The 13,066-nt window shown below is 44.7% G+C and carries 10 protein-coding genes; all 10 read left to right on the forward strand.

Going from position 1 to position 13,066, the window contains the following annotated elements; all coding sequences use genetic code 11:
- The first annotated feature begins 12 nt into the window (after positions 1 to 12).
- Entirely contained in the window at positions 13 to 1,911 is a 1,899-nt protein-coding gene (gene asnB, locus K365_RS0110095; protein ID WP_024334466.1) for an asparagine synthase (glutamine-hydrolyzing), read from the forward strand.
- Positions 1,908 to 3,041 carry a glycosyltransferase gene (locus K365_RS0110100; RefSeq protein WP_024334467.1) on the forward strand — a complete coding sequence of 378 codons (1,134 nt, stop codon included), beginning with the start codon at positions 1,908 to 1,910 and terminating at the stop codon, positions 3,039 to 3,041. The genes asnB and K365_RS0110100 overlap by 4 nt, the downstream gene beginning before the upstream one ends.
- Positions 3,038 to 4,549, forward strand: a complete 1,512-nt coding sequence (locus K365_RS0110105; protein ID WP_024334468.1) for a lipopolysaccharide biosynthesis protein — start codon at positions 3,038 to 3,040, stop codon at positions 4,547 to 4,549. Before K365_RS0110100 ends, K365_RS0110105 begins: the two co-directional genes overlap by 4 nt.
- A 2-nt stretch (positions 4,550 to 4,551) precedes the next feature.
- Entirely contained in the window at positions 4,552 to 5,112 is a 561-nt protein-coding gene (locus K365_RS0110110) for a hypothetical protein (protein WP_156887705.1), read from the forward strand.
- Between the two features lies 1 nt (position 5,113).
- Positions 5,114 to 6,112 (forward strand): phosphotransferase family protein, encoded by a 999-nt coding sequence (locus tag K365_RS0110115; RefSeq protein WP_034624920.1) that lies wholly within the window; start codon positions 5,114 to 5,116, stop codon positions 6,110 to 6,112.
- An 18-nt stretch (positions 6,113 to 6,130) separates the two neighbouring features.
- Positions 6,131 to 6,832, forward strand: coding sequence for a DUF8692 domain-containing protein (locus tag K365_RS0110120; protein ID WP_024334471.1), 702 nt, complete (start codon positions 6,131 to 6,133; stop codon positions 6,830 to 6,832).
- A gap of 1 nt (position 6,833) precedes the next feature.
- Positions 6,834 to 7,796: a glycosyltransferase family 2 protein gene (locus K365_RS0110125; protein WP_024334472.1), complete on the forward strand. Its 963-nt coding sequence runs from the start codon at positions 6,834 to 6,836 to the stop codon at positions 7,794 to 7,796.
- Positions 7,797 to 7,843: 47 nt separating this feature from the next.
- Positions 7,844 to 8,809 carry a glycosyltransferase family 2 protein gene (locus K365_RS0110130; RefSeq protein WP_169432943.1) on the forward strand — a complete coding sequence of 322 codons (966 nt, stop codon included), beginning with the start codon at positions 7,844 to 7,846 and terminating at the stop codon, positions 8,807 to 8,809.
- A 6-nt stretch (positions 8,810 to 8,815) separates the two neighbouring features.
- Complete coding sequence (locus K365_RS0110135) at positions 8,816 to 10,135, forward strand: O-antigen ligase family protein (protein ID WP_156887706.1); 1,320 nt, start codon at positions 8,816 to 8,818, stop codon at positions 10,133 to 10,135.
- 98 nt (positions 10,136 to 10,233) lie between these two features.
- Positions 10,234 to 13,005, forward strand: coding sequence for an alpha/beta hydrolase-fold protein (locus K365_RS26510; RefSeq protein WP_169432944.1), 2,772 nt, complete (start codon positions 10,234 to 10,236; stop codon positions 13,003 to 13,005).
- Positions 13,006 to 13,066 lie beyond the last annotated feature (61 nt).

Raw genomic sequence — 13,066 nt, forward strand, 5'->3', positions numbered from 1 at the left:
CATTGAACCAGCATGTGCGGTATAGCCGGAATCATTCAGTTTGTGCCCCATAACCGGGACAGCGCCATGGCGCAGATTACAAACATGGCAGACACCATGGCCCACCGCGGCCCTGATGAACAAGGGGTTTATGTGGATGATCATGCGGCCTTAGGCCACAAACGGTTGCGCATCATTGATCTTTCTACCGGCCAACAGCCAATGGCAAGCCAGGATCAAACCCTGCACATTGTGTTTAATGGAGAGGTGTACAATTTTCAAGAGATAAAAATAGAACTGGTGCGCAAAAATTACCGGTTCAGCACCACATCAGATACAGAAGTGGTGCTGAATGCCTATATTGAATGGAAAGAAGCGTGCGTTAAAAAATTCAACGGCATGTTTGCCTTTGCCATCTGGGACAGCCGGAAAAAAACGCTGTTTGCCGCCCGGGACCGGGTGGGCAAAAAACCGTTTTACTATTTCTGGGACGGCAAAAGGTTTGCTTTTGCCTCGGAACTCAAGGCGATCCTGGCTGCGGGCCTGTCACAGAAAAAAATAGATCCAAAAGCCCTGGACTGCTATTTTTCCTTTGGCTATATCCCGGTTCCTTATTCAATTTATGATGACATATCCAAACTGCCTTCTGCCCACACCCTGACCCTGACATCTGATGGCTTGAATTTGAAAAAATACTGGCATCTTGATTTCGGGTCAACCCGTGACCTGACCATGGACCAGGCTTCAGACCGGTTGACGGAACTGCTGTATGACGCGGTAAAGCTCCGACTGATCAGTGATGTGCCCCTGGGTGCGTTTTTATCCGGCGGGATAGACTCTTCTCTGGTGGTGTCTTTTATGGCGAAGATATCATCTCAACCGGTTGCCACCCACACCATCGGGTTTGATGAAACAGGGTTCAACGAACTGCCGGCAGCCGGCATGGTGGCGGATTTTTTAAAAACAGACCACCACCAGTTCATCGTCAATCCGGATGCATCCCAGACCCTTGAAAAAATCGCCGCTTTTTTTGATGAACCGTTTGCCGATTCCAGTGCGCTTCCCACCTGGCATGTGTGTCGCATGGCCGGAAAAAATGTGACCGTGGCCCTGTCCGGAGACGGCGGGGATGAGGGATTCGGCGGATACACCTTCCGGTATCTGCCCCACCAGATGGAATCCAGACTGCGATCGGTGCTCCCGGCGGTTTTGAGAACCCCGCTGTTTTCTCTGATCGGTGCCCTGTATCCGGCCGGCCCCGGACTGCCCCGGTTCCTGCGGCTGAAAACCATCTTTGAAAACCTGGCTGTCAGCGATGCCCAGGCGTTTTACAACGACCTGATCTGGCTCAGGCAAAAGATCCGGCAGAACCTGTATGCAAAGGGTTTCATGGATGCCCTGAAAGGCTTCACCCCGGCGGAAACCGTGATGCCGGTGTATCAGAAAAGCAGCGGCACAGACCCGGTTTCCAGAAGCCAGCATACCGACATCCAGTGCTACATGACCGACGATGTGCTGGTCAAGGTGGACAGAATGAGCATGGCCCATTCCCTTGAAGTCAGAAATCCGCTGCTGGATTACCGGATCCTTGAATTTGCCGCTGCATTGCCCCTGAATTTGAAGGTGAGCCATGGGTCCGGCAAGCGGCTGCTGCGTCACCTTGCAGCAAAACACCTGCCTCCCCAAATTATAGATCTGCCCAAACAGGGATTTGCCATACCTGCGGCACACTGGCTTCGCAAGGATTTAAACGCGTTTGCCCATGATCATATCTTTAACAGTGAGGTGGTTCTGTCCTGTATGAACCCGGCACAGCTTCACACCCTGTGGTCCCGTCATCAGCAGGGAAGGGCGGACCACAGTGTTCTGCTCTGGGGCCTGATGATGCTGGGGCTGTGGGAAAAACAGTTTCACAAAGGACCGTTGCAATGAAACAAAGGCCCATCCGTGTTTTACAGCTGGGAAGCCCTGCCGGGCTGTATGGTGCGGAACGATGGATTCTGGCTCTGGTCCGGTACCTGAACCCTGCCAAAGTGGAATCTGTTGTCGGTGTGATCAAAGATGACCCGGGAAAGGCAGACCCGCCCCTGATCCGGGAGGCGGCCGCCCTGGGATTTCAAACTGTCACGATCAATGCGCCGGGCAGAATCAATCTGTCTGCTGTCAGAAGACTGCGGCAGTATATCTTTGCAAACAAGATCGATATTCTTCATACCCACTGGTACAAAACCGATATGATCGGGTTTCTGGCTGTCATGGGAACCCGGTGTAAAATCATCTCCACCCCCCATGGCTGGAGCAAAGAAGCGGGATTTGCCCTCAAATGCTATGAAATGATGGACCGGATGATATTTCCCTGGCTGGATGCCGTAGTCCCTTTATCACCGGAGCTGTATGCCGGCCTTGAAAAAAAATTTTTTGTCAAAAAAAAACTGACTTTTATTCAAAACGGGGTGGATATCAATGAGATAGATGCAGTGACCACCATCCCGGCACAGATCAATTGCATCAAACAATCCGGCCATATAGTGATCGGATATGTCGGCCGTCTGATTCAAGGCAAGGGAATCGACACGCTTCTGAAAGCGCTGGCCCGGGTCCGGTCTTTTTCATGGCATTTGGTTGTGGTGGGGGAGGGAGATCATCAAGATCCGTTGGTGCAGGCAGCCAAAGATCTGCACATTTTTCGGCATGTTCTGTTTACCGGGTTTAAACCGGACCGGTTGTCGTATTTAAAAAGTTTTGATCTGTTTGTGCTTCCCTCACTCTCAGAAGGAATTCCCCGGTGCCTGATGGAAGCCATGGGCGCGGAAATTCCAGTGGTGGCATCTGATATATCCGGCTGCCGGATACTGGTAAAACAGGGGCATACCGGCTTTTTATTCGAGCCGGGAAATGATGTTGAACTGGCTGGGATTTTGGAATATCTGGTCAGGGATATGCAAACAGCGCAAATGACAGCCTCAAAAGCAGCCAGACTGATCAGAACAGAATTTTCAGCCGGAAAAATGGCATTGGATTACCAGCATCTTTATGATTGTTTGACAGGCAGCCATAAATGACGACATCCAAGCAAAAATACCGTCATATATTTGATACCACCCATCTTCAGTCTGACCTGAAAAAAAGGTCTTTGCGAAGCGGGATGGTGACGGTCGGTTCTCAGGCCGTGATGTTTATTATCCAGCTGGGCTCCACCATGATTCTGGCCAGGATTTTAAGCCCTCAGGATTATGGAATCAATGCCATGGCGGTTTCTATCACAGGTTTTGCAGGTATCTTTTCAAGCCTGGGTTTGTCAACAGCCACGGTTCAGCGAAAAAATATCAACCATGAACAGGTCAGCACTCTGTTCTGGATCAATGCGGCGATCGGGCTGTTGATTACTCTGGTTGTTGCGGCCGTTTCTCCGGTTGTGGCATGGTTTTTCAAAACGCCTGAAATGCTGAAGGTGATGTTGTCGTTATCTGTTATTTTTATTACCGGGGGGTTGAACATTCAGCATTCCGCTCTGCTCACACGGCAGATGCGGTTTTATACACTGGCTAAAATCCGGATATTATCTCTGACCGGTGGTATTCTGGTGGCCATTATCACCGGATATTATGGGTTTGGCTACTGGGCTTTGATATTTAACACCTTGACCAATGTTACGTTGATGACGATCGGTTGCTGGCTTTCCTGCAACTGGATACCTGGGTTGCCATATCGTCATTCAGGTGTCGGGGCCATGATCAGGTTCGGTTCTGACCTGATGGGATTCAATGCCATCAATTATTTTTCACGAAACATGGATAATGTGCTTATTGGACGATACCATGGCAGCGGAGCTCTGGGACTTTACAGCAAAGCATACCAGCTGTTGATGATGCCCATTACCAATCTGCGTGATCCCATGACCAGTGTTGCTCTGCCCGCTTTGAGCCGGTTGCAGAATGATCCGGATCTGTATAAAAACTACTATTTGAAATGTGTATCACTGCTTGCATTTGTATCCATGCCACTTGTGGGGTTTATGCTGGTATATTCAGACCAGTTGATTCATCTGCTGCTGGGGCCCCAGTGGATAGGTGCCAGTGTCATTTTTAAAATACTGGCCATTGCCGCTTTTGTTCAGCCGGTCAGCGGAACATTGGGAATGGTGCTCATCTCAACCGGAAGAAGCCGACTGTATTTGAAAATGGGTGTTTTCAGTGCTGTGGTTATTTGCAGTTCATTTGCCATGGGCCTGCCATGGGGAGGAAAGGGTGTGGCTGCCGGATATGCTGCAGCAAACTACCTGGTGTTGTTTCCAACGGTATATTATACGTTCAAAGGAACTGCCATCCGCAGTAAAGATTTTTTATATGCGGTGGGCAAACCTCTCATATCAAGCTTGATTATGGTGGCAGGGTGTTTTCTGCTGTTTTGTTTTTCACAACATATGAATACAGTGATCAGCCTTGCGGTTGGCGGTTTTGCCGCTATTCTGATATATTTTTCAGTGTTTGCCTGTTTATTTTCCGGTCTGAATGAACTTCACGATTATTACAGCTATGGCAAATTGATTTTTGAACGGAAAAATAGATGACCATGCATGAAAAAAAATCAAGCCGGACCGATATTTTACTTCAGTTTTTTTTTACACAGGAAAAAAATTGTAAAATCCATTATTTCAGCTTGTTTAAAACAAAAGACAATTTACTGAAGATTCAGGAGGATATCAAGCATCTGCCATGTCAAAAGGACACTGATTTGAAATCAAATGATGTCATTGTCATAGACAACCATGCCGGCCTTTTGGGTCTGAATCAAATCAATCAATTAATATCCCGCTGGCGTATGCCTGATATTTCAGGCATGGCTGTTTTCTGCAATAACAGGGAATTGAAATCTCTGGTAAAGATGTTCAAGCGAATAACGCAACTTCAAATAAGTGTGTTTGGTGTTCATCCGGATTATTACTATTGTTTCATACCCATTGATTCAACCAACAGGCAGCATATTGAAACATATATATTTGAGTTAAAGACAGATCCTTCCTGGAAGGGAAAAATCAAAAAAATTATCAAACATTTGATGATTTTATGGGGAATTTCCGATCGACTGTATGAATATTTTCTGATTATAGCGGTGCCTGAGTTTAAAAAATAAGATGTTTTTCAAACAATTTTTATTGAATAACTGGGCGGATATTTTTAAGGAAAATCCACCTGCAGATATTGATTGTGTTCTGTTGTCTTCATGTCTGGAAGATCATGGAAATAATCTGATAATGGTATTTTCTGAACATCATTGTCACTTTCCAAAATATATCATGAAGACAACCAGAAATAAAAAATTCAATTTTAAAATTGAAACAGAATTTGAGGCATTGAAGAAAGCGGCAAAGGATGATTTTTTGCGGCCATATATCCCATATCCCTACATGGCTGGTTATTTGAATGGATGTGCATATCTGATTCAAGAAGGGATAAGGGGGCGGACTCTTCATGACGTGTTGTGTGCCCGAAAAAACACCCCTTTGACCTGGAGCCTTGTCAATCAAGCAATAGAGATTTTAATAAAAATCAATGGGATGAACACCTCAAAGGATATTGAAAATAAACATCCCGGTATGGATAGGGCGTTGAGCCTTCTGCCGGCTGCCGTGCTCACAGAGACAGGTCTGTCCATAAAAGAAATTGATTTGATAGTTGAGACAAGGGACACGCTGTTCAAAAAGAATCGATTTTTTATCCATAATGATTACTGGGGAGCCAATATCCTTGTAAATGAACGAAATATGTCCATTTCAGGGATTGTTGACTGGGAATTTTCCACGGCCACGTCTCCGGTTCCATCAGACATCGTCTGGTTTGTTGTTAACCTGATTTATGCGTTGAACATCACAAGACAAACAAGATCATTTTATGAGGTGGTCAAAACGGCATTCTTTACTCCTGAATCGATGGAACTGATAAAAAGATGTTTGAACAGGTACACCGCTTTGATGGAGATAGAAGAAATCGATTTTATTCAATGGATAGAAGCGGTATTGCTTGAAATGGGATTGCGCGAATTAAAAGCTTATGGTCAAACAGGTGTAATGGACAAAGAATGCCTGCAGCTATTAAAATCTATAATAAACAACAGGGATAAATCATTTTTTTAAAAACCAATGAGGAAATAGATGCGTTTTGAATTCAGCCCGAAAGAAGTTTTGAAGTTGAATCTGTATCTGATTTTATTTTTGTTGTGTGCCAATGTCCTGGGAATCATATCCAAATATTATTTTGATCATGATTATGTTTATGGGTTGATTCCGTTGTTTGATTTCAGTCTTGAAAGAAATATTCCAACCCTCTATTCGTCAATTGCTCTTGTGTTTGTCAGTATCCTGCTTTCATTGATAGGATTTATCAATAAAAAGTTAACATTCTCATACTTGCCCTGGTTTGGTCTTGCGTTAATCTTTTTATTTTTATCAATCGATGAAATACATGGCATACACGAGAATCTGACAATCATCACAAGAAACACTTTCAATATGTCCGGGTTCTTCTACTATGCATGGGTTCTGCCTTACAGCGCCGCTCTGATGGTTTTCATGATCCTGTACTTAAAATTTTTGTTCGATCTTCCCAAACCAATAATGATTTTGTTTTTAGTTTCAGGGAGCATTTTTGTTTCAGGTGCAATCGGATTTGAACTGCTTGGTGGCAGACAAGCGGAATTATATGGAAAGGACAATGTCCTTTACTGCTTTTTTTATACATGTGAAGAGTTGCTTGAAATGCTTGGTGTTGCAGTTTTTATCTACACGTTACTTCGGTATATGGTAGAACAATTCAAATTTATGGCGATAACGGTTGCCAACAAAAAAGAGGCATGACTTGAACATCTCTGTCATATTATCGACATGCAACCGTCCTGATATTTTGTCACGAACTTTGAACAGTCTGCTGTATCTGAAAACTGAAAATCTGGTATGGGAACTGTTGATTGTGGACAATGCAGATGATATTGACACACAAAAAGTTGTCAATAGCTACAGGCACCGGCTTCCCTTGCGTTTTTTCGTTCAAAGAAAACCGGGCAAGAATCATGCACTTAATCTGGTACTTCCATTGGCAAAAGGAGATCTTTTTGTTTTTACTGATGATGATATCATCGCAGACAAAAACTGGTTGATTCATATGTGGCAGGGAGCTGGTCGATGGCCGGCAAATGATGTATTCGGGGGAAAAATTCTGGCGGCCTGGCCGGACAATCAAGCGCCATGCTGGGGAAACCATCATCCATTAAATCAAAGCATCTTTGGTTTGCATGATCCTTTTCCAACCGAACAGCTTTATGATTCAGGCCCATTTTTGCCCTATGGGCCGAATCTGGCAATACGAAAAAAAATTTTTGATCAGGGGTATACCTATAATACAGAAATTGGTCCGGACAATAAAACCGTCTACAGAATGGGGAGCGAAACAGAATTACTTGCACGGTTAAAAAAAAACGGTTTTTTGTCGGTGTATTTACCTGACAGTATCGTTTATCATCAAATCAGGCCATTTCAATTGACATCTGAAGGGCTGGCATACAGAAATTTCCGGATTGGCTATTCTTCTGTAACACCGAATGATTATTTTGGCACCCTGATTGGCGGATGTTCCAGATACTTGTGGAGACAACTGATCGAGACGCTCTGGCAGTTGTACCGGGCAAAACTGAATCGGAATACAACTGCCGAATTTGAAGCACAGGCCCATTTTTACAGGATACGCGGTAAGATTTATGCCCAGAGACACTGTTCAGGAATATCGCCGGATTCCTGTTTACAAAAAGTGCTTGACTGCAATTAGAAAATTTCTTCTTATGGACTCTATCTGGCATGCCCTTCAGACGGATTATGCAACATTCTGATTTAAAAAAACCTTTTGTTTCAATCATTTTCCCTTTTTACAACAGGGAAAAATATATTCCATTTGCACTCAAATCCATACAGGCCCAAACTTATACCCATTATGAACTGATTGCCGTGGATGATGGATCTGAAGATAACTCTTATGCTGTCGTCCAATCTTTTGAAAAAACGTTTGAAGGAAAGCTCAAAATCATCCGGCAGTCTAATAAAGGACCGGCCCATGCAAGAAATGCAGCGATTGAAATTGCCAGAGGAGACCTGATTGCCTTTTTAGACAGCGATGATGTCTGGCATGAAGATAAATTAAAAAGGCAGATAGAGTTGTATGCACGTGTTGATGACGTTGCGTTTATTTACAGTGGTTACACAATGATCGACAATTCAGGTAAAATTATCCGGGAGTGTATGCCTGATAAGAAATTTCAAGGCAGAATATATACTAAGCTGTGGACACACCACAATGATATATGGGGTGGAACCCTTCTGGTGGAAAAAAAGAAATTGTTGGCAGCCGGTTGTTTTGATCCGGAACTCAGAGGTGCTGAAAATCTTGACTTACGTATCCGCCTGGCTAAAACAGGCAATGTTTTCTTCAATGACATGTCGTTATGTTTCTACAGAAAACACGCTCAAAGCTTGACTGACAACAAAACAATGATGCGGGATTATCATGCGAAACTGGTTGAAAAGCATTTTATTAAGACCAATTCGACAGGATGGCTGTTTCGATGGGTTCAGGCAAAATTATTCTACAATGATGGGATGATGCAGTTTGCAGAAAAAAAAATGATCACTGCCCTTGGATTGTTCCTTAAATCCATTTTGTGGAATCCATTTTATGTAAGAAGCTATGTTCAGGCATTCAGATGCTGTCTGGGTAAAAATGTCAATGAATTTTTATCCCGTCTGAAATCTGGTCAAATAATGCCAAATAATAGGGGAAAAAATTAATAACTTGTGGGAAGACTATTTCTCTTAGGTCTGGTTTCAGTCAGCGGTGGCGCTGCAATATTTCGTCCATGGGTGGGAATTGTCGCTTATTATCTGCTTGCTATACTGGGCCCTCAGTATATCTGGTGGTGGGTTTTTGAAGGCTTGCGCGTCTCTTTGATTGTTGCACTGGCCACCCTTTCCGGGGTATTCCTCTCCTTTTTCAGACAGCATGTTGATCTTGATTTCTTGATTAACTGGCAGAATTGCTGGCTGGGACTCCTCTGGTTCTGCATCGCTGTTTCATTTTTTTTGGGTCCTTATGTCTCCTCGTTTGCTTCAGCCGGACTTGAACCGCACCAATTATTTTCGATAACAAACACCATCTTTGTTTTTTATTTTTGCGCAACTCTGGAAATCAACGATATTCGAAAATTAAAATATCTCACACTTGTTTTTGCTTTTTCAACATTCTACCTGACTTATTGGGCCAATCATCAGTATTTTTCTGAAAACTGGGCACAGTTTAACACGGGACGGTTGATGGGACCGTCCGGACTGGACGGCGGGAATATCTATAAAGACGAAAACGCCTTTGCCATGCTGTTTGTGACCGGTTTGCCCTTTATCTATTATCTGGGCTGGGAATGTAAAAAAAGATGGCTGAGCTGGATACTTTGGGCAATTATTCCGCTGGGGTGGCATGCTGTGTTCTTAACCGGATCACGGGGAGGGCTGGTTGGGATTGCTACAGTTATGTTTTCTGTAATTTTTCTTTCCAAGAAAAAAATATGGGCGGTGCCTTTAATGGCGGTATTTTTAATTTTTTATCAATGGCAGGCCGGCGATGTTCTGACACAAAGAAGTCAGAGCATTGTTGATTTTGAGGGGGAAAGTTCGGCAGAAGATCGGCTTCATGCATGGGCCGGGGGTCTTAAAATAATCGCAGATCATCCAATTGTCGGTGTAGGGATCGGATCATTTATTACCGCTTTGCCAGAGTACCATGATATCAGACCAATGGTGGCGCATAACACATTCATTCAATTTGCTGCCGAATCAGGTGTCGGCGCCGGGCTTGCTTATATTGTTGTCGTTGGATTGTTTTTTGTACATGCACTAAGAATTCACCGCTGGTGCCCTCACTTTGTTGATGATCAGGATATGGACAAAATAAATTTATACAATAAAGCCGGCACCGCCTCTTTTAGCGGACTGATCGTCTGTTCACTGTTTTTGAGCCTGAATGTTTATGAAATTTTTTTTGTATTGCTGCTGTTTAACAACGCTTTGTATCAGATCTGTTTAAAGAAAGTGAGAACCAAGATCACCGGGACTTATGACTGAAAACCCAAAAATGCGTGCCTGCAAAAACTGAAACCATTATGCCAATCCGTTTGAAACAGATAGTTTTCTTGTTTTTTATTTCAGGTATTTTTTTTGCCATGCCGCAGGCAGGCTTTTCAAACACTCTGGTGGTTTCCACAGTCAAAGAACTGATGGCAACCGTTCCGTTGAACAAAAAAGGCAATTTGACGGTATTGATTGAAGACGGGGTGTATGAGATCCCGCACCGCATTGAGATATCCGGGGACCGGGTCACTTACAAAGGCATTTCGCTCAATCCGGGTGCGGTGGTGATCAAGGGTAAAGGACATGCCGGAAACGTTGACAATGTTTTCAGTATCAACGGCAGTCACGTTTATATCCAGAATCTGAAGATCGGACAAGTCAAACGGCATGCGGTTCAGATCCATGGTGAAAACAAAGTGGAAAAAGTGTTTATCAGCAATGTGCATTTTTTTGATACCGGTGAACAGATGCTCAAGGGATCTTTTGATAAAAACAGACCCGGCCATTTTATCCGTTCCGCCATGGTGGAAAACTGCGTGTTTGAATTTACCGGTGGCAAAGCTTTCCAGTCTTACACCGGCGGGATTGATGTCCACCACGGGGAAAACTGGGTGGTGAAAAACAATGTGTTCAAAAATATCACAAATCCCGGGGGCAAGCTCACAGAAGGGGCGGTCCATTTCTGGAACCATTCAAAAAATATCATTGTTACCGGCAATAAAATCATCCATTGCGACAGGGGTATTTTGTTTGGCATGGACAACTCCCCGGTTTATTCAGGAAGGATTGCCGATAATCTCATCCATACCACAAAAGATACCGGTATTTACCTTTGCAACGCAACAGATATCGAGGTGGTGAACAACACCATTTATATTGATTCCACCTATCCCAATGCCATTGAATACCGGTTTGAAAAAACAAAAGATGTGGTGATTGCCGGCAATTTTGCCAACCGGGCGATCAGATCCCGGGACGGCGGATCTGCCAGGGTGTTTGACAATGACCTGTCTGTCAAAAACAGCTGGTATATAAAACCAAGCCAGGCAGAATCGCCGCCGGTTGAAATACCAGCATCAGCTCGTCCTAAAAAATCAGAACCTGTCCGTCAACCGGTTACTGAGGCTTCTCAGGTCGAAAATCTGAGGGCATGGCATACAGACGGCCAGACATTTTTAACCTTTGATATGGTGAAAAATGATTTTCCGGATGCTGACATAACCTATGGGCAGTATTTTGAGAGAAAAAAACAGATCAAAAATAAGGTGCAGTACCACATTTACCGGTCAAATACCCCCATTAAAGATGTCAGACAATTGACCCCCCTGGCCCGGGTGGATGGGTTTACCGGTTGGAATGAATTTTTTTATGGAATTCACACCAACGCAGAAAAATATTCGGGCAGAAAAGCCATCCGGTATACTGTTAAACCCAAAGAGGGTCCTCTGGCACTGAATAAGGGGGCGTTCGTATATACACCGGAGCAAAAGGGCTCTTTTTATTATGCGGTCACGGCTGTCACAGGCGGTCGTGAAAACAAAGAAATTCTAATCGGACAAAATGTCACCCAAAACCCGGTCCAAGAAGATACTGGGCCCGGGACACCCATATTGCAGCGGGTTGAATCCCCAAAAGAATTTCAATATATCAAAAATCCCACCCTGTATTTTTTTACCCGTTGGGAAACTTTTCCCAATGCCGGAATGAATGCCCATCCCTTTGATTATCTGGTGGCGGTTCCTGAAAATGTAAAAAATCCGGCACCCGTGGGAATTCATCTGCATTCATGGGGAGGAAATCTTCTGGAAGGATATGCCTGGTGGAACAATGCTGAAAAAGGGGCGATCCTGCTTGCTTCCAACCAGTATCCCTATGACTGGTGGACCGGGTATCATGAACATCTGTTTTCAAAAAATTCTCCGAAGTCAAATAAGGAATGGCAACATGGCGTGGTGCGGCCGTTTACCATCAACCGGCTGTTTTCTTTTCTGGCATTTATTGACAAAGACTCCCAATGGCCGGTGGATCTGTCCCGGACCTTTGCTGCCGGTTCCTCCATGGGGGGATCCGGCAGTGTGATGATGGCCATCCGGTATCCGGAAAAAATCGCCTGGGCCAGATCCTGGGTCGGGGTGCATATCCCGGAAGAATCCCCGCAGTTCAAGGGGTCTTATGCCAAGGTATGGGGAAGTCCGGAGTTCAAAGTTAAATTTGAAGACGGCACCCCGGTATGGGATTATTATAACAATGCAAAATATCTGTATGCCCATCCGGAAAAGGAGATGGGATTTATCACGTTTGCCAATGGCAAAAACGACAACCAGATCGGATGGGGTCAGGCGGTCAAGTTTTTCAAAGCACTGCAAGAAACCAAACAGCCCCATTTGTTTGTCTGGGGGCAAAAAGGACATGGCCAGCGGACCGTGATGCCGGGCAACAACAGCGAACGTGTCATGCCACTGGATATCCGGACCGATCAGCTGCTGCCGGCATTTACCCGGTGCAGCTTAGACAATGATCCCGGAAACGGCGATCCCGGAAACGGCGATCCGGCCGGGCAGGCCAACCAGTGGCTGTACTGGGAGGATCCCACCCTGGTGGATACCGTTGACCGTCTGGAGATGACCGTCGCTCTGATGGACAAGGCGCCTGCTCAGGTTTGTACCGTAGATATCACCCCCCGCAGGATACAACAGTTTCATGTCATGCCCGGCACTGTTTTGTATTGGAAAAATATTGATATCCATGGCCATGTAATCCAGAACGGACAGATTATTGCAGATGCCCACGGCGTGATCACCCTTGAAAAAATAACGGTGTCCCGGCAAAAAAATAAACTTGTGATTTCAAAAAACCCGGTGTGAAAATGAAACCCTTTTTTAAAAGTTTGTGTTTTTATCTGTGTTATATGATTGTCTGGCCCTC

Source organism: Desulfotignum balticum DSM 7044 (assembly GCF_000421285.1).
GTDB classification, from domain to species: domain Bacteria; phylum Desulfobacterota; class Desulfobacteria; order Desulfobacterales; family Desulfobacteraceae; genus Desulfotignum; species Desulfotignum balticum.